The organism is Nostoc punctiforme PCC 73102, assembly GCF_000020025.1.
GTDB lineage: Bacteria > Cyanobacteriota > Cyanobacteriia > Cyanobacteriales > Nostocaceae > Nostoc > Nostoc punctiforme.
Genome location: NC_010628.1, coordinates 2,446,206 through 2,469,621 on the forward strand (window position 1 = coordinate 2,446,206; position 23,416 = coordinate 2,469,621).

The window sequence follows — 23,416 nt, forward strand, 5'->3', positions numbered from 1 at the left end:
CTGCCAAGCTAACTTTGCTATGTTAAATTTGGATATAAACGCTCCATTTTTCGGCGAGCATCTTTGGTTTGAAAACCCCAATAAACACTAGCTTTTTGCTGATTACGTTTTTTCTCCCAAGCGGCAATCTCAGAAGTTAATGTTTCTGCATTAGGAATACGCCGTTCTAAACATTGGCGAGATAAAACAGATAATTCGATTTCTACCTGATTCAGCCCTTCGGGTTCGCCAGTTGCTTCAAGTCGGGGAACCCGCCCAACGCACTGGCTCACCAAGAAGCGTGTTTAGGAGTATAGTGAAACTCTAACTTTTGAATAATTCGACGTGCTTCTTCTGGTGGAAAAACTTCATATAATGCATTGGGTGTATGAATATTCAAGTTATCAACTACTAAACGAATAACATCGGCATCTCGGTAGGAAACATCTACTAAATTTTTCATTTGTTTAGCAAAATCGGCTTTAGTTCGACGTTCTGTAACTTCGATATGCCGCCATCCAGCCAAGGGTTGAAAACATGCGAATAAATTTACTGTCCCGTTACGTTTATACTCAAAATCATAACGTTCAGGTTGCTCTGGCTGTGGTGGCAAAGGAAGTCTTACTTCTTCTACTAATTGGTATGGACGTTCATCAAAGCAGACTACAGGGCGTTTAGGATCATAAGGCTCATTGTATAAATCCAGCACATCTTCCTTCGGAAAACATATTCTGCGTTAACTTCAGGAATACACCATTGTTCTTTCAACCAAAGGCTTAATTTCATTTTTTTTAAAGTTTGACGTACTGTTTCATCTGAGATTGAATCTATGATACCAACGTTCACTAAATGATCTGCTAATAATTGCATTGTCCAACGCACTCTTCCTTCTGGCGGATTAGAACAAGCTGTTGCAATCAAAAATGCTTCTTGCTTTTCATCTAATTTTTTATGTTTTGGTGGATGAACTTCATCCTTTAAAGCAAAATCTAACCCTCCAATGACAAATTTTTCTCGTATTCGTTGCACTGTTGCAACATGCGCTCTAACTATGCTAGCGATCGCTTGATCCGTTTCTCCTTCGGAAGCCATCAAAAGAATGTTTGCACGGCTTATGGTTCTTGCCTTATGCTTACCTTTCTTAATTATCGATTGCAGTTGGGAAACTTCATCTTCATTCAAGTCAACAATGTACTTTTTTGCCATGTTACACCCCGTTTTTGGCTATTTTACCAATTAGAGGTTTTACTTAGCAAAGTTACCTTGGTACACTACTAGAAAGTTTTTTAGTATTCATGATATTTTTAGTGGGCTGAGGGCGAGTAAACTTAGAAGGGGGTTTGAAGTTTTCTATGGGTACATTTTTAAGCGCCTTGTTCATAAAATCGCGCCAGACAGGAGTAACCATTCCTCCTCCTGTTGCACCATGAGCTAATTGTTTGTTGTCATCTCTGCCTACCCAAATAGCAGTTGTTAGCTGTGGCACTGTACCAATAAACCAAATATCCTTCTCTGAAGAAGTTGTCCCTGTTTTGCCAGCAACAGGGCGGTCTAGAGCAGCTCCTTTACCAGTTCCTTCTTTAACTACCGATTGCATCACGTCTATAATCGTGGCTGATGCCCAAGGGTCAAGAACTAACTGAGGCTTAGGAGTATTATCCAGTAAAACATTGCCACTACTATCAGTAACGCGAGCAATAAGTGTTGGAGGTGAGCGCCAGCCGTAATTAGCGAAAGTCGCATAAGCGCTGGCCAATTCCAGTGGTGTAACAGCAATTGCACCCAGTGGCAAAGAAGTTACAGGTTCCATCGGACTCATGATTCCCAAGGTACGGCAAGTGGCGATGATTTTATTTATTCCAACAGCTTTGCCAATCTTAACCGCAGGAACGTTACGAGACAGTGCTAAAGCAGTACGAATTGGCATTGCACCCCTAAAGGTATTATCGTAGTTGCGTGGAGAGTACGAGCCATTCATCACATCAGGGTAGCTTACAGGAGAATCAAGCACCGTTGTACTTGGTGTAAACTTACCACTAGCAAAGGCAGTATAGTAAACAAACGGCTTAAAAGCAGAGCCAGGTTGCCGTTGAGCCTGAGTTGCGCGGTTAAATTCGCTCTTTTTCGAGTCTACACCACCCACCAGTGCTTTGATATAGTGGGTACGTGGGTCAATTGCGACTAAAGCCATTTGATTGTTGTTTAATCCTTGACCTTCAAGAGTTTTATGCCACTTTTTGATAGTTTCTTCTGCCATGATTTGCAAGTCACTGGCTACTGTGGTTTGCACTCGCATTCCACCTTTAAGAGTTGCATCACGCCCAAACTTTTTAATTAGTTCCTGTGCTACAGGATTGGTGACATCAGGAAAGATACTAGCTTCAAATGACTTAATTTTACCAAGTTTAATTTCTTGCTGGAGCGCATCATCATATTCTTGCTTGGTAATCCATTTTAATTCCAGCATTCGTCCGAGTACTTGCCTTTGTTTTTGTATAGCCAAATTCTTGTTCACAAAAGGGCTAAATTGTTCTGGAGCCTGGATTACAGCCGCCATCATTGCTGACTCACCCAAAGTCAAATTCTCTGCCGATTTATTAAAGTATGTCTGTGCTGCTGTTTCCACACCATAGTTATTATGACCCCAATAAACTTGATTGAGGTACATTTCTAAAATCTGGTCTTTAGTGAAAATTTGCTCTAAGCGAATTGCTAAGACAGCTTCTGCTATTTTGCGAGTTAAAGCACGTTTGCGAGATAAAAAGAGATTTTTCACTAACTGCATAGTGATGGTAGAACCACCCTCCTTCACAGTACCTGATGTCCAGTTAACTAAAGCAGCACGTCCAATACCTCCTGGATCAATACCGGGGTGGTTATAGAAATAATTATCTTCACCGGCTAAGACTGCTCGTTTTAAATTTGGGGAAATTTTATCTAAGGGTACAATTTTTCTGTTGGCTTCTCCATGTATACTTGCTAAATGCTTGCCTTTGATGTCGTATATATAAGTTGTTTCTGCTGGTAAGAAGTTCCGTATTTGTCTAAGCTGTGGCAAATTACGGAAACTAATGACTAAACCAAGTAGTCCTCCAGCCATAATAGAAATTACCAACATATTAATTGATAAAAGAGTACCACCAGTGACGAGACCTACTTGCCTCCAAAACTCGTAACTAGGTGAAGTCTGAATTCCTGCTTGTTCTTGTTCAAAAATTTCTGGCGAAGACACGGCAATTTCATTTCCTCAGTTATAGATACAATGACAATTTATTTAACGAAATGCATGAAGAATGCTAAGTTTCGTTAGCGATAGCGGGGCGTTTAGCCCGTGATGGGTTGCTAAGTTTTAAGTTAAAAGGCCGACTACACCACTTAGCTTTACAAGACCGCAGTAGCTATACAATTAGCGTGGTATCCTGCATAATTTCGCTCACACTCTTGTCGAGCTAATACCCAAGTACTGACACTTAAAATGTTGTTTTGCAATAAGTTGTGGTTTCTAGGTGCAGCTTGAGATTCTATGGAAAAACTGCAACACAGGTATTTCAGAGAATTAGTGCGACCGCACCAAATGTTAAGCTTTTATACGATCTCCTGACAAGAAAATATAACTACTTATAGTAATAACTACTTATTGTGATCGTTCTGAAAATATAACCCTCTAACAAAAGTTAGAAAAGATAGAGTCAAAGGGATGAATTAACACATTGGTTATTTCACTAGCAATCACCCAAACGATTCTCGCGAACGTTAAAGGCTAAAAACTCGGTTTATCGTGTTTGCGGAGCGTCTCGTAGAGAAGGTTCCATCGCGTCCGTGCCAAATCATGAAAAATGGTCGCATCAGGCGATTGTAGCAAGGTCAAATGTACGACCAGAACCTATGCAGAAACTCACGCGTTGCGGCGAATTCAGGGCAGAATCCGGGCTTTGACTTTTTGCAGAAGTGTTGGGTGACGATCCACCTTTGCAGATTGCGATCAAAAAATAGGTGTCTTTTAATCCCAAAATGTCTAGAATACAGAAACGGCTGCTGAGTTTTCAGGCGAATACACAGCAGAAAATAAAAAACGGCAATATGCGAGTTTCTTGTCGCTTAGTGATGGAAACCTAATTACGATTAAACAACCGAAAAATTGTTTGTGGTTAATGACAAGCCAGTAGATATTTGTGCAAATTGTACTGGAGTAAAAGTACCTGCATTACCATCTTGGTCAAACAAAAATGCACCTGTAGTCGAGTTATAAATAAATCGTTGAGTACTAGTGGTTGCAGATTCTCCGATTCTAAATTGACTTTTCTGAAGCACACCAATTGATAAGCCGCCACCAAAACCAGCAGCCGATACCCGAATTAGTTCATTAGTGGCGTTGAAGTCATAAATAGTATCAACACCTTCATTGGAACTATTGAAGGTAAAGGTATCAGTACCAGCTCCTCCATAAAGCTGATCGTTACCCTTGCCTCCAATAAGGTTATCATTGCCATTTCCACCGTTAAGGGTGTTCTTACCTAACCCGCTAAAGGCAGAGAGATAATCATTGTCATCGCCTCCATTCAGGAGGTTGTTCCCTGATGAATAGTCAACATTTAATGTATCGTCACCAGCACCACCATTGAGGGTATTATTCCCTGATGTGACAATATTGCCCAAAAGTTCAAGTTGATTCAAGTAGTCGTCTAAGCTAAAGCCGGAGAGAGAATCATTACCATTGCCTCCATTTAGAAGGTTATTACCTGTTGATAGGTAAACATTTAAGGTATCGTTACCAGCGCCTCCATTGAGGGTGTTATTGCCTAATGTGCGATTTAATCCATAGTTATAGTCATTGTTGCCAGAGGCTAAGAGATAATCATTGCCATCACCTCCAGAAAGTAGGTTATCGCCTTTTGAACCGTTAGCATTCAAGGTATCGTCACCAGCGCCCCCATCAAGGGTGTTATTGCCTAAGGATCTGTCGCTGCCGTGTCTAGTGATATTACTATTGGCGAAGAGATAATCATTACCATCTCCCGCCGAAAGTAGGTTATCGCCTTCTGAAGCGCCAACACTCAAAGTATCGTTACCAAGACCACCATCGAGTAAGTTATTGCCTGTTGAATAGCCAGCGACTAAGAAATCATCACCAGCACCACCGTTGAGGGTGTTATTGCCTGAGGCACCAACAATACTGTAGTAAGCGAAGCCAGAGACGGAGAGAAAATCATTGCCATCGTCCCCAGAGAGTAGGTTATTACCTGTTGAATAGTCAGCATTCAATGTATCGTTACCAGCACCACCGTTGAGGGTGTTATTGCCTAAGCCACCAACGATAAAGTTGTACTGGTCGCCAGAGACGGAGAGAGAATCATTGCCATCACCTCCAGAGAGTAGGTTATCACCTGATGAATAGTTGGCATTCAATATATCGTTACCAGCGCCACCGTTGAGGGTGTTATTGCCTAAGGCACGAATGATATTGTAAGTGTAATCGAAGCCACCAGAGAGAGAGAGAAAATCATTGCCATCGTCACCAGAGAATAGATTATCGCCTGATGAATAGTCAGCCTTCAATGTATCGTCACCAGTACCACCGATGAGGGTGTTATTGCCAGCACCACCCCGCAGTAAGTCATTGCCACTTAATCCTTCGATTTTGTCATCACCCCCCTGACCATTAATGACATCATCCGAATTGTCAAAACCGTTGACATTGTTGTTCAGGTCATTAAGGAAGGTAACTGTGTTTTTTCTGAAGACAGTGCTTTGAGTAGAGTTGGCATTGAAGACATCAAAGCTGTCACTAACGCTAGTTTGCCCATCAAAAAGGATATTGCCCAAGTCTACAGTGGCTCCTGTCGATTTGCTCAGGTTATCCAGGTTTTCTAAGGCAAAGTTTTGCAGGATGACTTTGCTATCATTAAAGTCCCCTTCAAAGGTGATTTCCAGATTGATACCATTCTGGGTGAGCAGCAGATTTTGAGCAATAAAGGCAGCACCTTGAAATTTTAGGGTGTCCACTTCGGCAATGATTGCTGCTGTTGGGTTTGTTCCTTTACCTACGCCACCGAAATCGGTAATTGTATCAGTGTTATTTAAGTAGCCTAAGTTGTAAACGAATATATCCTTGCCGCCGCCACCAGTTAGGGTATCATCGCCCTGTTTCGCGGTGATGGTATCGTTACCTGCAAGGCCCTTAATTCTGTCGGCGTTGTCAGTACCCAGTAAGGTATCATTTCCGTTGGTTCCATTGATATTTGCCATAACTTTTTCCTACCTGAATCGATTTTTGGAGTAAATTGAGTTCTCAAATTGCTGTGAGTGCTTTTTGATGGCACAAAAATTAGTCGAAGGTTGAGGGTTACGAATTTTTCCCGAAAATCTCCCCTTTGATTGCCTTACAAGTAGTACATATAAAATTTCTTGGACTATCTACGCCGAATGGCACTGTATAAATTTATGAGCCTGTGCATACAATAAAATCCGTCGTTTTAGGCTTTTCTCAATCATCCTTGATTAAGTGATAAACGCCGAAAAAGTGTCGTAAAATCCAAGTTTGAGTGCCTTAAACTCACATTTAATAATTTGGTTGGTTTGTCAATGAATAAATCTTACTTGCTTGAAAACAGTTAATACTTGACAGGGCATAAGAAAAGGAATTTTTATGCCTTCGTTGTGCGCGTAGCTTGCCGCCGTAGGCATCGCTCTTAGGTGTCTAGCTTAAAAATAATGAACATCTAAATAACCCGATAATAACTAGATACCGAATATTTACTTAAATGTCTATATATAGAAATTTATCTTTGCATAGTCTTCACATTATTTGTTGATAAATGTATATGTTGAGTACTGTGCTTTGTGTATTCTTTATATTTTGATAGTCCAAGAATATCTACAAAGCAGCACCAATATCCCGAAGGATGGATAAAAAAATACATATTTTGAAGATAACGATCGCTATCTTCAAAACAAAACCAGTAACTAGTGAGGTATTGTATTCAAACAAGAATCCCTAGCTAGCAATTAAAAAGTTATAAACGCAGAGATGATCCGACTTAGCCCAGAACACTTGCAAACTATCCGCGCCCATGCCGAAAGCACCTATCCAGAGGAGTGTTGCGGTATAATTTTAGGCTATATGGCTGCTGAGGACAAAATTGTAGTTGAAGTCATGCCAACAGAAAATGCCTGGAATACAGAAGCGGGTGCTGAGTTTTCAGAGAAACGCACAGCAGAAAGTAAAAGACGACAATATGCGATCGCACCCGAAGTTATGCTAAAAACCCAAAAGGAAGCACGTAATCGCTTACTGAACATCATCGGCATTTTTCATTCCCACCCAGATCATCCTGCTATTCCTTCAGAATGCGATCGCTTATATGCTTGGCAAGGATACTCGTATATAATAGTTACCGTCCAAAACGGTAAAGCTGGAGAACTTCAAAGCTGGAGCCTTGACGATCGTCATCAGTTCCAAGCAGAAACAATTGAAAATATAAAATAACTGGCTTAGTTCAAAGACAGTCACTCGTAGCGGTTTTAGCCGCCACCACGGATAGAAAATTCATCTTCCCCACTTTCTATCTCCATAAGAGATACAGTTTTTCGATAGGATTAATATTCCGCTCTCCCAGATCATAACTGCTATGCTCAATCCCAATCTGGACGAAATCCAGTTGACCAAAGACGATTACGAACGCTACTCCCGACACCTGATTTTACCGGAAGTAGGACTAGAAGGACAGAAGCGCCTGAAAGCCGCCAATGTACTCTGTATTGGTACAGGTGGACTAGGTTCACCACTACTTTTATATCTGGCAGCGGCGGGTATTGGACGCATCGGGATTGTCGATTTCGATATTGTCGATACTTCCAATCTGCAACGCCAAGTCATCCACGGGACATCTTGGGTGGGTAAACCCAAGATTGAATCGGCAAAAAACCGCATTCACGAGATTAACCCCTATTGTCAGGTTGATTTATACGAAACTCGCCTGACTTCCGAAAATGCTCTGGAAATCCTTCAGCCTTACGATATCGTCGTAGATGGTACTGATAACTTCCCCACTAGATATCTAGTAAACGATGCCTGCGTATTGCTGAATAAACCCAACGTCTACGGTTCAATTTTACGCTTTGAAGGGCAAGCTACTGTATTTAACTACCAAGGTGGGCCAAATTATCGTGACCTTTTCCCAGAACCACCACCACCAGGAATGGTTCCCTCTTGTGCAGAAGGTGGCGTACTCGGTATTTTGCCAGGAATTATTGGTTTAATCCAAGCAACCGAAACTGTCAAAATCATTCTGGGACAAGGTAATACTCTAAGTGGACGATTGCTGCTATATAATGCCTTAGATATGAAATTTCGGGAGTTGAAACTGCGTCCTAACCCGATTCGCCCAGTGATTGAAAAACTAGTAGACTACGAAGAATTCTGCGGGATTCCGCAAGCTAAGGCAGAGGAGGCAAAACAGCAGTTGGAAAGTCAAGAAATGACTGTTAAGGATTTGAAGGAATTACTAGATAGCGGTGCAAAGGATTTTGTACTGCTAGATGTCCGCAACCCTAATGAGTACGAAATTGCCAAGATTCCTGGTTCGGTGTTAGTGCCCTTACCAGACATTGAAAATGGCAATGGCGTTGCGAAGGTCAAGGAAATATTGAACGGGCACCGCTTAATCGCTCATTGTAAGATGGGCGGGCGATCGGCAAAAGCCCTCGCCATCCTCAAGGAAGCCGGGATTGTCGGGACAAATGTCAAAGGCGGAATTACCGCTTGGAGTCGAGAAGTCGATCCTTCGGTTCCAGAGTATTAACAAGAGAGGCAGGAGGCAGGAGGCAGGAGAAATACTGCTACGCCTCCGCTCTGTTTCATACCACGATTGGAGCGAGTTTGCGGTTTAAGTCTCCCATTCCCTCATCTCCTGATGACCTTTGTGGAATTAAAAATTAAAAGTGAAAAATTAAGAAAAAGAATAATTTTTAATTAATTTTGGTACAGAGCCAACAATAATATATGACGCAGTGTTAGCGAGTCGACGTACTCCTTCCCTACGGTACGCTGCGCGAATAGAGAAGCAAACTACCCGCAGCGTCTCGTAGAGAGCATCTTGGAATTTTTAATTAATAATTTTTAATTTTTAATTGGAGCGAAGCGACTTGACTACCTCGAAACCTCATCTCAATATTTTATGGGTGCAAGTTTGGGTGTTAGCAGTAGTGCAGGGAGCAATTACTCTCACCTGGTTAATTTATAATATATATTTGCCACAACTTTTGACTCAGTTTGGCTTTCCCGCTTCACTGGCAGTTGCTTTGGTGCTAGTCGAAAATGCCTTTGGTGCGGTGCTAGAACCATTGATGGGTGGACTTTCAGACCAAGCTAGACGCTGGGTAGGGACTCGGTTTCCCTTCATCTCAGTAGGTATGATTTTGGCATCGGCTTTGTTTATTGCCATACCATGCGTTGTGAGTTTGATCCCACCTACTACCGTGATGCGATCGCTCTTGCCTATAGCATTGGTAGCCTGGGCATTAGCAATGACAATATTTCGTTCTCCAGCGATGTGCCTCTTGGGGATGTATTCTACACCAGCCCAGTTACCTTTAGCAGTCAGTGTTGTAACTTTGGCAGGTGGTGTAATTGGGGCTTTTAGACCGATAAGCTATAAGTTTATCCTGAGCTTAGGGCCAGTTTATACCTTTGCGATCGGTTCTTTCGTCATGCTAGGGGCGGCCGCTGTGTTGCGATTAGTCAATCCTCCAGAAGCACCTGTGGATAGACACCAAATAGAAGTTGTAAAGTTGCCGTTACAAAAATTGGCTTTGATTTTAGGAACTGGTTTTGGTGTAGCGTGGGGTATTAGATTTCTCTTTGATGTTTTGGGTAAAGTACTAAAGGCCCAACTGAATACTGATAATGTTGATGTGCAAATGGTGTGGATTGGATTAGCGATCGCAATTGCCAGCATACCAGCAGGAATCTTCGCCGTCAAAATTGGTAATCGTCAAGCAATGCTTTGTGGGATCTGTGCGATCGTTCCCTCGTTATTGATAATGATATCTGTGGGCGCACAAATTCCGATAATTGTAGTAATTGTTGTTAGCTTTAGTTTAATTGTCAATGGGGCAATTCCTTTTGCTTTAGGACTAGTACCTCAGCGATGGGCGGGATTAGGAATTGGGATGTATTTTGGTGGGTTTGCTTTAGCGATGAGTTTGTTTGGTGCGATCTTTCCCAAGTTACAAGCAATAACACCTTTTGTTGGTGCAGCTGGGGGTGCATTGGCATTTTTCCTAGCTGGTGTTTGTATTGCGGTAAGTGGCATTTCTGAAAGGCAGAGAAACGCAGAGGTTTAACGAATATGCGTTCTCTACGAGACGCTACGCGTAGCTTGCTTCCACGTTCGCGTAGCGTCCCGTAGGGAAGTGGTACGCCTTCCCACAAGGTAGGGACGCAAAGGATAACTTTGCGTCTCTCTGGGTTTAAAACCTGACTTTCTTGATTACAAATTACGTAGCTTGCTTCTCGCCGGAGAAATTATGAATGAGTTACAGGTTTAACCTGACTCAACAAATCGTGCAGTTTTTCGCCTTCAATGACTTCTGTTTCTAACAGTTGAGTAGCGATCGCTTCTAGCAAGTCTCGATTCTGTCTGAGAATCTCTAGGGCTTGTTCGTGGGCTGTTTCCACGATTTCCTTGACTTCGCTATCAATGGCTTTGGATGTGTCTTCACTCACCGCCCGTCGGGGATTAGCCCCACCATTACCCAAAAACATCGATTGTTGTCCTTGTTGGTAAGCTAATGGCCCTAAGACTTTGCTCATACCATAAGATGTTACCATCCGTTCTGCCAAGTCAGTTGCTCGTTGCAAATCGTTGGAAGCACCTGTTGTAATACTGTTAAACACAATCTCTTCGGCGGAACGTCCACCTAATAAAGTTGCAATTTGACCCCGCAATTCATCTTCATTCATCAAAAATCTGTCTTCAGTTGGTAATTGCAGAGTGTAGCCCAAAGCAGCCATCCCACGAGGAATAATCGAAATCTTTTCTACGCGTCCGTTTCCTGTGGTTAGCGCCCCGACCATTGCATGACCAACTTCATGGTATGCAACAATCTTTTTCTCAGTCTCGTTCATCACGCGACTCTTTTTCTCTAAGCCGGCGACTACTCGCTCAATTGCTTCAGCGAAGTCTTCTTGAGCAACACTTTCACGCAGATTGCGAGCTGCCAATAATGCCGCTTCATTTACCAAGTTTGCCAAATCTGCACCAGCAAAACCAGGGGTACGAGTAGCGATCGCTTTTAAATCTACATCATTTCCTAATTTTACCTTTTGAGCGTGAATCTTGAGAATTGCTTCCCGACCAGATAAATCAGGACGGTCTACCAACACTTGGCGGTCAAAGCGACCTGGACGCAGCAATGCAGAATCAAGGCTTTCGGGGCGGTTGGTAGCTGCTAGGACAATCACCGTTGCATCACCAGCCGCAAACCCGTCCATCTCCGTTAGTAACTGGTTGAGGGTCTGTTCTCGCTCATCGTTACCACCGTAGAAGCCGTTACTGCTACGAGACTTACCGATCGCATCTAATTCATCAATGAATATAATACAAGGAGCCTGTTTCTTCGCCTGCTCAAACAAATCCCGCACTCTGGAAGAACCCACGCCGACGAACAATTCCACAAACTCGGAACCAGAGATACTGAAGAATGGAACTCCAGCTTCTCCTGCTACGGCTTTCGCTAAAAGTGTCTTCCCAGTACCCGGAGGGCCAACTAACAACACACCTTTAGGAATTCTTGCGCCAATTTGCGTAAAGCGTGCCGGAGTTTTGAGGAAATCCACAATTTCCACTAACTCAGTTTTTGCTTCTTCTACCCCAGCCACATCTGCAAAGGTGATTTTAGCTGATTCGCCTTCAACATAAACCTTAGCTTTGCTCTTACCAATAGAAAGCGCACCTTGAGGACCACCGCCGCCACCACGGGCGAGAAAGAACTGCCAAATCCCAATAAAAATCAGTGGTGGAATCACCCAACTTAAGAGGGTTGTAAACCAAGTATTTTTGGGTGGAGGTGTAGCAGCGAATTCAACTCCCTTTTCTTCTAGCAGTTTGGGTAACTCTAAATCAAAGATTGGTGTAGTTGCAAACACCGGACCCGGCTCGCCATTTTCTGTTTTTAGTTCGTAGAGAATCTGGTTTTGACCAACAGAAACGCGGTTGACTTCCCCTTCTTGTACTTGATGAATAAATAGGCTGTAAGGAACACCAGTAGGGCCAGAAGCAAATAAACCAGGCAAAAATAAATTTAAGAGCAGGAATAGCCCTGATACAGCCAGTAATATATTAGCAACGATCCGAAAACGAGGTGATTTAGGTTGTTCTTTAATTGCCATAGATGTTGTTACCAATCCTTAGAATGAAAACTATTGAGAATGTAACTTTATGGAAAAATTAGATATTTCCAGTCTAAATAATTCAAGCAGCTAGCTTATACTGTTTCCAACCAATCAAAAATTTGGGCTAACTGGTCTAGCGTTACCAGTCCATACTGCCAGAGGGTCATAGCCAGGAAGTTGGGGGTCTGCTCACAATGTCGCAAAGCAAGAGAAATTGCTCCACCCGAAATACCCAACTCTTCTTTTAAAAAATGCACCAATTGATCTGTAGCTTTCATCGCAATGTTAAATAATGTTAAATAAGTTTTATTTCTGAGAGAGTTTGACTTGTGTGATGCAATGTCCAGGTTGCATCGCAAAGTTGTTCAATTTGTCTTAGATCCTTAAGGATACTACCTATTTTCATAATTTCTCCTGTTTAGCAATGTCGCAGCATTTTTTATTTATGTAACTAAACTTAACAATTTAATTAATCTTTGGGAACTAACAAGCAAATACGGTTTACCGTACTCAAAGGCTTAATACCAATGGAAATGGGAAAATTTAATAGACTTCTTGGCATTTGTGGGGGAAGGAGTAAAGGGGAAAGGAATGAAATTTCCCCTTTACCTTCACCCTTTAACCTTTCCCCGACATCTTGCAAAAGTTACTTTTGCAAGATATCTAATGAACAGAACACCTTTAAAGAAGACGCAGAGATTGTGAGAAGAGAAGAGAAATCCTCCGTGTCCTCTTCCATATCTTTGCGTTATGTCAATACTTCCTGCTTTGTGCATTTTTAATTCGGAATCGGGTTTGGGGAAAAAGGTACTGGGTTTGGGTTAAAGGTTTTTTCTTGTTTTCCCCAAAACCCAATAAGTATTGCATCTACTTTTGTCTACTGAAGAGAAATTAATAGTTGCATACAATTAAAAACGCCTATTCCAAATAGTTGCCATAGTTATTTATACGCTCAAGGAGGGTGCTAGGGCTAAAGTTTTCGTCAGATCGTCAAGAAGAACGCGATCGCAGAGGTTAAACAATTCTATCTCGGTCTGCGTCTGTCGCATCAGCCGCAGGAAATGACCTTCAGTGTCAACACTCAGGGCAATGTAGTTGAGGAACATTTTCAGATAGCCTACACGCGATCGCTCTGGCATAGTTGCTGCTGTGGGTGTCTGCCATAAACGATCGATATAGTTGCGTACTTCTACTAAAGGAACGGGTGCGATCGGCTCGAAGCGCAAAGCTTGCCGAATTTGATTAAAAATCCAAGGATTGCCAATCGCCCAGCGCCCTACCATCACACCAGCCGCGCCCGTTTGAGAAAGCACTTCAATAGCAGTTTTTGCAGAGTTGATATTGCCATTGGCAAGTACTGGACAATCAACTCGTCTAACCGCTTCAGCAATCAAATCATATCTCACTGCCCCGTGGTACATATCTTTCACTGTGCGACCATGCAAACTCAACAAATCAATGTTGTGGCGATTGATTATATCTAGAATTTTGTAAAAGTTATCTGTATTTTCAAAGCCTACGCGCATCTTGACAGTCAAAGGGCGATCGTTCACTGCCTGCCGCAATTCTGCTAAAATCCGATCTACTTTTTCTGGTGAGAGCAACAACCCACCCCCAACATTTTTGCGATAGATTCTAGGTGCTGGACAGCCCATGTTCAAATCAACTCCAGCGATATTATAGCGACAGAGATCAATTGCTGTTCTTACTAAGTCTGGAATGCTTTCGCCAATCATTTGAGCAAAAACGGGGCGACCCGTGTCGTTTTCGGTGATTGCTGCCAGAATGTTACGATTGAGCCGTGAGGTATCATTGACGCGGAAATACTCGGTGAAGAAGTAGTCAGGGCTGCCGTAGTGGGCAATGACCTTCATAAACCAGAGGTTTGTCACATCCTGCATAGGCGCAAGAGCGGTGAGGGGTAGGTATGGATGGAGCGATTGGGGGAGCGATACCTGGGACGACATGAATATGAGAGCGTTTGACAAAGCATCACTCTATCAAAAAATGCTTACTAAAAGTTGTAACCTTCGTCAGTTTTGCTGTAGGTGTAGATGCGATATCTACGATGGTCACTGAGCTTCTTGTACTGAGCGCAGTCGTAAAGCCTACGGCATAACTACGCTTAGGGCGCAGCTTCTCGTAGAGAAGTATATCGTTCGTGCAGCGTCTTGTAGAGAAGTGCGGGCTACGCCTATGCTAGATAAAACTTGTAAGAGTTACACATCTGTTATCTATGTCAAATTAAGGTTAAAACCAGTAGGGACGCATAGATATACGTCTCTACAGCCAATTAATATCAAGTCCGGTCAATCACTTATGATTACCGCATCTGTGCAAAAATCGGAAAAGCTTCTTTCCCCCTGCTCCCTGCGGTCTAAATGATAAGTCTTTAGCCGGACACGATATAATTGGTTATCAAGATTTTAAAAGCGAGTATAAAATCTTGTATAGCAGCAAGCAAAACAAGAATCATACCAATTAATCCCTCCGCCTAAAATCACATATTGTTATTCTCTAGCAATGACAATATCGTTCGACTTAATGACTGCATAAGCTTCTTTTCCCTCAGATAGTTCTAACTCTTCTGCCGAAGCTCTGGTGATAATTGAGGTTAATTCTACTTTATGAATAATTTCCAGAGTTACCTCACTATTAACTGCTCCATAAACAACTCGTTTAACAACACCTTTAAGAATATTGCGAGAGCTAACTTTTAGTGATTTCTTGGGAATAGTACTTTCTATGCCAGGCTTTTGAGTATAGTAAATATCTTCCTGTTTTTCCTGCTGAGTTGGTGGTAATACTGTTCCTGACGAGTGCTGAGTGAGACTACGCACAAGTTCTCGCAAAATCTCAGTCTTGGTACGTTGAGACTGTTCGCAAAACTCCTCTAGAATCTTCCGCTCGTCCTCTGAGGTTTGAAATGTAACCCATCCTTGTTCTTTTCTTGGCATAATAATATTATTTATCAATTTTGGTTATCTTGGTAAGATTCTACCAACTATCAATTCGATATGTCGTTTTAGTAATAACATTTTTTTTGCGAGAATTTTCGGCATTTTTTGCAAAATAAATCAACTAATCCGATCTAAATAACTACATAAATATTTATTTTTTTGTAGTTACAAAATATTTTGTTCCTTGAAAATGTCTAAGCATCACTATCTTTATAGTAACTAGGATAGTATGATATTAGCCTATGGTATTTGTCGAGATAGCGATTGCAGGGGTAATCTGGCAGAAAATTCCACTGGCGTAGGCGTAGCCCGTCGCAGACATCGCGTGAGTGCCCTAGGATTATCTAACGTGAGTTCACAGCCGGGGGATGAAACACCTAAAATCGCGTTCTCAAGACCTGCGGAGTTTATTTGAGAACAATATCACCATTGAATACGTCGCAGAACCCCTTAAAGCTATGCCAGCTAATGCGGAGGTGACAGAAGTGCTGCATTGGATGCAGGCACAAAATTTTGATGTTATCGGCGTTGAGACAGGAGATATTATAAGCGGTTATGTAGAACGCTCCAGTTTGATTCAAGGTAAAAAAGGCAAGTGTGGCGACTATCAAAGGGTGTTTCATCCCAAAGAACTAATAGCCATTTCCACCCCACTGATAAAGTTGCTACCCATCCTGCAACAAACTCCACGATTGTTTGTCTTGGACTGCAATCAGGTAAGTGGTATTATTACATGTGGCGATTTGCAGAAAGCACCCGCGCGAATGCTGCTGTTTGGCTTGGTAACGCTCCTAGAAATGAATTTGCTGCGCCTGGTGCGGATTTACTATCCTCAAGATTCTTGGCAAAAAGTCCTCAAACCTGAGCGCTTAGAAGTTGCTCAACGGCTATGGCGAGAGAGTCAAGAAAGAAACGAAGCTACGGATTTGTTAGATTATCTGCAATTTTGTGATAAGCGAGAGTTGATTTTAAATCAGCCAGAACTTCTCCAGCAACTGGGATTAAAATCCAAACGGTTTGGTGAACGCTTCCTAAAGTCTGCTGAACAGTTGCGAAACCGATTAGCTCACGCCCAAAATTTAGTTAGTGGGTCCTCTTGGACAGAGTTGATTTCTCTAGCAGAGGCGATGGAAACGCTGTTAATTCTCTGTGAGGAAGTTGAGTGAAGTAGTCAGCTTTCCATAACACCATTGAACCAGCTTGTCAAATCCTCTGCTGTCGAGAAATCTAATAGCGCCTCTTAAGAGTTAAAGCATTAAGTAAGAAATATCAGAGTTTGCGATAATGTAAATGAGCTTTAACCTGGCTTGTTGAGTGAATCGCTAACTTGAGTACCTGTATAATTGGGAACCCAACCCTCTGCGATCGCAAAATAGCGTACTGCTTTGAAATTCAACGATGCAGTTGGACTGCACCAATGCTCAACGTCAGCGGGGATGTAAAGATAGTCTTGTGCCTGAACTAAAAGCTGTACCTGACTGCCATCAGGCCGCACGAAGCCATAGATCATTTCTCCTGCCAACACGTAGAGGGGTTCAGGCGCAGGATGAGTATGGTAACGGCCGTAGGTTGCTATTAGATGGTGAAGATTAAAGGAACCTGGATGCACATTTAACAAGTCACACCAGATAGCGCCATTTTCTTGCTGAAGAAATTCAAAAACGCTGTTATGGAGTTCTACACAATAATGTTTCTCCGATTCAGTTAAAACGTCCTGGCTTAACAGATTGGGGAAGAGTAGCGATGTTCCTGGATTGTAGTGTCTGAGTTGAATGCCAAAAGGCGCAAGTTCACGAGCTATTTCGCCTAAATCGCTCTCAATCGTACCGTCGTCAAGTAGTAGGTTAGCCATGACAAAAAGACTAATTAACTGTTAAGAAAAGTATACTCTATCTTTGAACTAAAAAATCACTATTCCCGACTGACAAACCGGGGAATAGGGAATGGGGAGCAGGAAAGGATTAGGGGACGAGGGGGACAAGGAGAAATTATTGAATAAGTCTCTTCTTTGTCTCTTCTCTATGCCCAATACCCAATACCCAATACCCAATACCCAATACCCAATACCCAATACCCATTTACAGAATATAATTTATCGCCAGAATGATGTTCATTGGTACCACCAGCATCTAAGCTAGTACGGGTGAACTATATACAGCATAAAATGTCTGACTTAATTCTGTTTTGGCATCGGCGCGATTTACGCATTTCTGACAACACGGGGCTGGCTGCGGCAAAACGGCGGAGTCCGAAGGTGGTGGGCGTGTTTTGCCTCGATCCACATATTCTAGAACGGGATGATGTTGCTCCTGTGAGAGTAACTTATATGATTGGCTGTTTGCAGAAACTCCAAGAGCGATATGCTCAAGTTGGTAGCCAGTTGTTAATACTCCACGCCGATCCTGTACAAGCTATACCAGCTTTAGCAGAGGCAATAAATGCCAAAGCTGTTTTTTGGAATTGGGATGTAGAACCTTATTCACAAGAACGCGATCGCACTATTATAAATGCCCTCAAAGAAAAAGGTATTGAGTTTCTTAATCAAAACTGGGATCAAATCCTCAACTCCCCAGATGAGATCCGCACCGGTGGTAACAGTCCTTACACAGTTTATACCCCCTTCTGGAAAAATTGGATTACCAAACCGAAAGCGAACCCAGTTGAAACACTGCAAAATGTTGAGGGATTAACAGAAGCTGAACAAGAAATTGCCAAACTTTCAGGTTCTTTGACATTACCTTCAGCGAAAGATTTAGGGTTTATTTGGGATGAACAATTAATTATTTCACCAGGAGAGGCGGCGGCACAAGAACGATTAGAAGAATTTACCAATAAAGCTATTACTGAATACCAAGAACAGAGAAATTTCCCCGCAGTTGACGGAACATCACAACTAAGTGCAGCATTAAAATTTGGCGTAATTGGCATTCGCACCGTTTGGCAAGCCACCATCGAAGCACTAGAAAATAGTCGCAGTGAGGAAACAGCAGTTAATATTCGCACATGGCAACAGGAATTAGCCTGGCGGGAGTTTTATCAACATGCAATGTATAACTTCCCGGAATTAGCTGATGGTGCTTTCCGCGACACCTTTAAGAACTTTCCTTGGGAAACTAATGAAGAACATTTCCAAGCTTGGTGTGAAGGAAGAACTGGCTACCCCATTGTGGATGCAGCAATGCGCCAGATGAATGAAAGTGGCTGGATGCACAACCGTTGTCGAATGATTGTTGCTAGTTTCCTTACCAAAGACTTGCTAATTAATCCCCAATTGGGAGAAAAATACTTTATGAAGCACCTGATTGATGGTGATTTATCTGCTAATAATGGCGGTTGGCAATGGAGTGCTTCTAGTGGTATGGATCCGAAACCTGTGCGAATTTTCAACCCAGCTAGTCAAACACAAAAATTTGATCCAGAAGGGGAATATATTCGGCAATGGGTATCAGAATTAAGGTCTGTAGATACAGAATATTTAGTTACTGGGAAAATTCCACCTTTAGAACGTCATGCTGTTGGCTATCCTGACCCAATTGTGGATCATAAAATACAACAAAACCAGTTTAAACTGCGTTATCAACAACAAAAAAATACTAGTGGTGGTGAGTAAGATAGTTGGTTTTTAATATTTATTCATAGCATCTCTGGCTAATCAAACTTACTTCAAAAACTTTTGTAGTCAGGACTTCAGTCTTGATTTTGCTCGCGTAGCGTCTCGGAGAAAGGACTAAAGTCTTTACTACTAGGACTTACGCAAAAAACCTCTCAAACTCTTATTCCTCCGTGTCCTCTGCGTCCTCTGTGGTTCGATTTTCCGTTGCTTGTGCGTAAGTCCTGACTACAAACATATCAAATATTTTAACGGGTATCAGATTACGTCTTGATAGGTACACGAGAAATTGTCCATAAGATGAGCAAAAAGATTAAGTAAATTGTGCCAACCAATCCAAACTCAATCAGAGGAATATAGGTTACTTCGTAAATTCTGCCCAAGCCGCGTTCAGTAAGTCCATAAACGACCATTACACTGACTAAAAAGGCTGCGTAGATAGCACGTTTAGTCCAGATACCAACAGGTAGACCGTGGAGTTGGGTAAGTACTAAAATGCCAAGAAAACCAAAGAGAAATGTTGGCCACTTGCTTTGTCCTAGCATCAAAGACACAACTACACTATGTAAAAGCACTGAAATTTCTAAAGTGAATGTCCACCAACGGTTGACATGGGCGCGGTTAAATATCAACGACGATTGGAGGAGAAGCAAGAACATATAGAGGAAACCAATTAAATGCCCTACAGTCGCTTCCATTGGATGATACCAGAAGGTGTAGATGGCGGCAAAGGAGAAAAAGTAGCCGTGGTACAGCTTGATAATTTGCAAAAACTGTTGATGGAATGGAACAGAATTGCCAAAAAACAAACCGCGTCGAGGCGTTTCTAAAATCAGTACGAACACCAGTAACAGTACAACTGCACCTTGAGAAGCCCAAATTGAAGTATCTTGAGCGAGAGCATCGTACCAAATATAGGTCTGGAAGAAGTGTAAAGCGATGAATATACCATTGATGGCAAGCATGAGATAATTTATCGGGTGCAGGGCTGATTTGTATTTCAACTGCGATCGCTGCGCCCACAAGATACACGCCCAGATGCTAAACTGATGCCCAATGTACATACCCCAAGCCGTCGCTCGACTCCAAAAGGTTGGTTGGGGAAGCTTCCAGTAGTACCAGTTTAATCCTTGGTCAGGAAGTTTGATGATGCTTGCAGGAATGCTCCCACCGATCCAAATTGCGTAGGTCAGGAGGATGCTTACAAAGATGCCTAAAAATAATACTCGGCGACCTGTCATATTATTAATTCGTAATTCGTAATGACGCTCGAACACTCGCTAACGCTGCGCTAACGTAATTCGTAATGTTTAATAACAAGAGGAGAATAACCCTCTCAAAGTCCTCCTTTTTAAGGAGGATTTAGGAGGATCTAAAGTTTTGGATACATCAGCAATAACTTTAGATCCTCTAATGCCTGGATTGTCAGGCTATACGTTCTTTGTTTGATTCAGATGCACTTTTAGTAACTCGTAAACTAAGAGCCAAAGCTACTATCATTACTAAAAATCCGCTCAAAAAAGGAGAATCACTCCCAAATTTCATAAAACTAATCCCTGCCCAAGTTGGCCCAACGATGCGTGCTAAGGCAGAACAAGAACTGGCAATTCCTAATATTTGCCCTTGCTCTTCTGGGGCTGTCATCTGGGAAATTAGGCTATTCAATATTGGTTGACTGACACTAATTCCCCATGCAACAAGTGTAGTAGCGACCAACAATAAAATTAAGCTTTGTGAGAATCCAATTAGCAGTAATCCTAAACCTAAACCTAATATCCCCAGGGTAAGTAATTTGATTTCACCAAAGTGTTTCTTGAGAAATCCGATTAGTCCTCCTTGAACGATTGTGCTAACAATCCCCATGAAAGCAAAAAGATAACTAGTTTGTTGAGGGCCCCAGTTTAATTGCTGCTTAGACCATAAAGCTAATGTAGAGTCCATAGCTGCAACTGCAAAGGTAACAAAAAAGTAGATGCCTACAAGCACACAAAACTGTGGACGCTGTGACAGTTGTAATAAGTTCAGCCGTCGCCTGCGGTGGCGATTAGCTTGCATTTTGGCTTTAGTCTCAGAATTTAGAGACTCAGGAAGTAACGTTAAAGCACAAAGCAATGCGAATAAAGATAATCCACCTGAGAACAACGACGGTAAATGAAAGTTAGCGTTGTCTGGATCTGACCCGATGAGAAAACCTCCAATAGCTGGGCCAAGAATGAAGCCAAGACCAAAAGCTGCTCCGATTATGCCCATACCACGGGCTCGATTAGCTGGCGTGGTAATATCTGCAATGTATGCCTGAGCAGTACTAATATTTCCTGCCATAATTCCCGCAAGACTACGAGCAAGAAACAACATCCATAATGAGTTAGCAAAGCCTAAGCCTGCGTATGCTATTACAGAACCGAATAAGGTCAGTAATAAAATCGGACGACGACCGTAGCGATCGCTAAATCTGCCCCATAATGGTGCAAATAAAAACTGCATTAAAGAATAAATAGCTACAAGTAGAGTGGCTTCATTAGGTTTTGCGCCGAATTGTTCAGCATATAAAGGCAGTATCGGCAGAATAATTCCAAAGCCCAACAGGTCTATAAATACAGTCAAAAATAAGACCAATATAGGCCTGCTATTATTTTTGCTCTCCATAGTGCAATTCCCTTTTCTAAAAAATATGTGTAACTTTGATGGGTTGTATGTACAGCAGGGAATCCTGGCCTGTAAAGACCTATTGAATGCAATCAGTAATCAGTTCAAGCAAAATGCGTGAATTTGAGCGTGATTAAGCGAAATAGCGTGGAATAAACCCATTATAAAAATTAAGCCAGTAATACTACTAATAAAAGCAACTACGATCTCGTGCTTCCGTATAGCTTTTTGTATCTTGGCTTCTATGATGTGTTCGACTTCTTTGTATGACATTGACTTTAATTTGGCTAAAGCTCAAAATGTTGTGGAACTTACCTCTGATAGAAGTTGGAGTATGTCTGGAACTTCAAACTTCTTTAATCACGAGCTATTTCGACGCTGTGTGAGCCTCAAAATAATTCGTAATTGTTCGTGACGTTAACGAGTTTTTCTAACGTCATTCGTACTTACAATCAGCGTTAGATTGATTTCCGTAACATAAATTACCCGATCGATCTATTGGGCAGGGTAAATGCATCTAAAGTATAAGAATCCTTTAAGAGCAAAGGTTTTGACGTTTTTTGAATTAGCCTATTTTTCGTCAAGATCCTTATACAGCAAGAATTTCTGAAATACCGTGCGATCGCCCTGACCTATTGAGTTAGTTCTGATTCCCTAATGGGAAAATGATTCTTTGATCTGGTAATTTTTTATTCAGAAATGTCCTTAGCTCTAGACTAATCACTGATCGTGACACGAGAAAGCGAATCCGCGTACCTATTGCTACGGGGATCTTACTACTCAAAGTGTCTTGGAAAGAGTATGTTGTAGACGACCCAATTAAAGATTTTGGTGTGGGCTACTGTACCCTCTTCCAAATTACGAATTAGAATTAACTATTTGGCTAAGTTACGTTGGCGTAGCTTCAAAACAGCGCCGGAAACACCAAAAGCTAATATCGCCAAGGTATAAGTCGATTCGGGAACTGCAAGAATACTTACCTGATTAATGGCCAAACCGAATTGTGGAGCAGAACTACTAAAAACTAGCCGTGAGATGTTTGGAGTGTCACTACGAACTCCCAAGAACACTGCCGAATTATCTAATGCTAAGGACGAAATATTTGGAACTGAGAAACTAGCCAACAGGTTATTGGTGCTATCAAAAGCGTTGAGAAAAGTTTCAATTTTCAATTTACTACTGTCTATAGCTATCTGAGCCCCAGCACCGAAAACAGGCTGGGCAAAACTAATTGTTAAAGGTTCACCGTTACCCTTAGTACCAGGATCGGGAGTACCAGGAGGAAGAGGGATAAAACCTGTTGGATCTATACCTCCAAAGAGAATAAAGTCACCTAAAGCGAAGTTACTCCGAATTCCAGGGGAAGGTAAAGTTTGAAAAATAAATGGTGGAGTAACCCGAGGATTATTAGTTGGAGCTATATTTATATCTAACCCTAAACCACCTTGGGATGTTGTTGAGAAAGAATTAGGTAAAAAAACAGAAAAGTCAGGAGCAGAGGGATTGAATACTTTACCTAAGCTTCCCCAATTGACTTGATCGTTGCCTTCTAAACCAGCGCGTTCCGTTACTAAAAATGTAGCTGCGTTAACTGGTAATGGTAAAAATGTGACTATAGCTGCAATTACTGTTAAATATTTTACAGACAGCTTCTTGAATAATGGATTGATTGTAAATTGCACCAAGCTCACTCCTTAATTTTGTAGAATAATATCATTAAAATAGAATAATTCAACACCAAAAATTAAACAGTATGTTGTTCATGGCAAACGCATCGGGTTTATAAAACTCCTGCTATATAAGCTTCTTAGAGAGAAAATAGCCTAG

General features: G+C 41.9%; 15 protein-coding genes and 1 pseudogene. 5 read left to right on the forward strand and 11 right to left on the reverse strand.

The genetic code is table 11. The features are described 5' to 3' along the window. Positions 1-17 precede the first annotated feature (17 nt). From NPUN_RS39990 to NPUN_RS10170, 3 genes and pseudogenes are all read right to left on the reverse strand, one after another. Positions 18-1,185, reverse strand: a pseudogene (locus NPUN_RS39990) (IS630 family transposase). 52 nt (positions 1,186-1,237) lie between these two features. Beyond that, positions 1,238-3,211: a transglycosylase domain-containing protein gene (locus tag NPUN_RS10165; RefSeq protein WP_012408654.1), complete on the reverse strand. Its 1,974-nt coding sequence runs from the start codon at positions 3,209-3,211 to the stop codon at positions 1,238-1,240. 890 nt (positions 3,212-4,101) lie between these two features. Continuing rightward, positions 4,102-6,225: a beta strand repeat-containing protein gene (locus tag NPUN_RS10170; protein ID WP_012408655.1), complete on the reverse strand. Its 2,124-nt coding sequence runs from the start codon at positions 6,223-6,225 to the stop codon at positions 4,102-4,104. Between the two features lie 781 nt (positions 6,226-7,006). On the opposite strand from NPUN_RS10170, the gene NPUN_RS10175 reads away from it, so the two are divergent. The 3 genes from NPUN_RS10175 (at position 7,007) to NPUN_RS10185 (ending at position 10,323) form a co-directional block, all read left to right on the forward strand. Beyond that, on the forward strand, positions 7,007-7,465 hold the full coding sequence (locus NPUN_RS10175; protein WP_012408656.1) for a M67 family metallopeptidase: 459 nt from the start codon (positions 7,007-7,009) through the stop codon (positions 7,463-7,465). Positions 7,466-7,607: 142 nt separating this feature from the next. Further along, positions 7,608-8,780 (forward strand): molybdopterin-synthase adenylyltransferase MoeB, encoded by a 1,173-nt coding sequence (gene moeB, locus NPUN_RS10180; protein WP_012408657.1) that lies wholly within the window; start codon positions 7,608-7,610, stop codon positions 8,778-8,780. 343 nt (positions 8,781-9,123) lie between these two features. Next, complete coding sequence (locus tag NPUN_RS10185) at positions 9,124-10,323, forward strand: MFS transporter (protein ID WP_012408658.1); 1,200 nt, start codon at positions 9,124-9,126, stop codon at positions 10,321-10,323. Between the two features lie 181 nt (positions 10,324-10,504). Here NPUN_RS10185 and ftsH4 read toward each other — a convergent pair whose 3' ends face one another. The 4 genes from ftsH4 to NPUN_RS10205 all read right to left on the reverse strand — a co-directional run bounded on the left by ftsH4 (position 10,505) and on the right by NPUN_RS10205 (position 15,330). Next, positions 10,505-12,370, reverse strand: a complete 1,866-nt coding sequence (gene ftsH4, locus NPUN_RS10190; RefSeq protein ID WP_012408659.1) for an ATP-dependent zinc metalloprotease FtsH — start codon at positions 12,368-12,370, stop codon at positions 10,505-10,507. A gap of 95 nt (positions 12,371-12,465) precedes the next feature. Beyond that, complete coding sequence (locus tag NPUN_RS10195) at positions 12,466-12,651, reverse strand: DUF2949 domain-containing protein (RefSeq protein WP_012408660.1); 186 nt, start codon at positions 12,649-12,651, stop codon at positions 12,466-12,468. A 666-nt stretch (positions 12,652-13,317) separates the two neighbouring features. Then, complete coding sequence (locus tag NPUN_RS10200; protein WP_012408662.1) at positions 13,318-14,340, reverse strand: tRNA-dihydrouridine synthase family protein; 1,023 nt, start codon at positions 14,338-14,340, stop codon at positions 13,318-13,320. 543 nt (positions 14,341-14,883) lie between these two features. After that, positions 14,884-15,330, reverse strand: coding sequence for a TOBE domain-containing protein (locus NPUN_RS10205; RefSeq protein WP_012408663.1), 447 nt, complete (start codon positions 15,328-15,330; stop codon positions 14,884-14,886). A gap of 371 nt (positions 15,331-15,701) precedes the next feature. On the opposite strand from NPUN_RS10205, the gene NPUN_RS10210 reads away from it, so the two are divergent. After that, entirely contained in the window at positions 15,702-16,499 is a 798-nt protein-coding gene (locus NPUN_RS10210) for a hypothetical protein (RefSeq protein WP_012408664.1), read from the forward strand. Between the two features lie 131 nt (positions 16,500-16,630). Here the strand turns inward: NPUN_RS10210 and NPUN_RS10215 are convergent, their stop codons facing one another. Beyond that, complete coding sequence (locus tag NPUN_RS10215; RefSeq protein WP_012408665.1) at positions 16,631-17,185, reverse strand: 1,2-dihydroxy-3-keto-5-methylthiopentene dioxygenase; 555 nt, start codon at positions 17,183-17,185, stop codon at positions 16,631-16,633. 312 nt (positions 17,186-17,497) lie between these two features. Here NPUN_RS10215 and NPUN_RS10220 point away from each other — a divergent pair, with 312 nt between their 5' ends. Further along, positions 17,498-18,943, forward strand: a complete 1,446-nt coding sequence (locus tag NPUN_RS10220; RefSeq protein ID WP_012408666.1) for a deoxyribodipyrimidine photo-lyase, 8-HDF type — start codon at positions 17,498-17,500, stop codon at positions 18,941-18,943. A 263-nt stretch (positions 18,944-19,206) separates the two neighbouring features. On the opposite strand, the gene NPUN_RS10225 is transcribed toward NPUN_RS10220, so the two are convergent. The 3 genes from NPUN_RS10225 to NPUN_RS10235 form a co-directional block, all read right to left on the reverse strand. After that, the gene (locus NPUN_RS10225; RefSeq protein WP_012408667.1) at positions 19,207-20,184 is read right to left on the reverse strand and encodes a hypothetical protein; all 978 of its coding nucleotides are present in this window, start codon (positions 20,182-20,184) and stop codon (positions 19,207-19,209) included. A 184-nt stretch (positions 20,185-20,368) separates the two neighbouring features. Continuing rightward, complete coding sequence (locus tag NPUN_RS10230; protein WP_167315598.1) at positions 20,369-21,547, reverse strand: MFS transporter; 1,179 nt, start codon at positions 21,545-21,547, stop codon at positions 20,369-20,371. A 917-nt stretch (positions 21,548-22,464) separates the two neighbouring features. Then, positions 22,465-23,271, reverse strand: a complete 807-nt coding sequence (locus NPUN_RS10235) for a hypothetical protein (RefSeq protein ID WP_012408669.1) — start codon at positions 23,269-23,271, stop codon at positions 22,465-22,467. Positions 23,272-23,416: the final 145 nt, after the last annotated feature.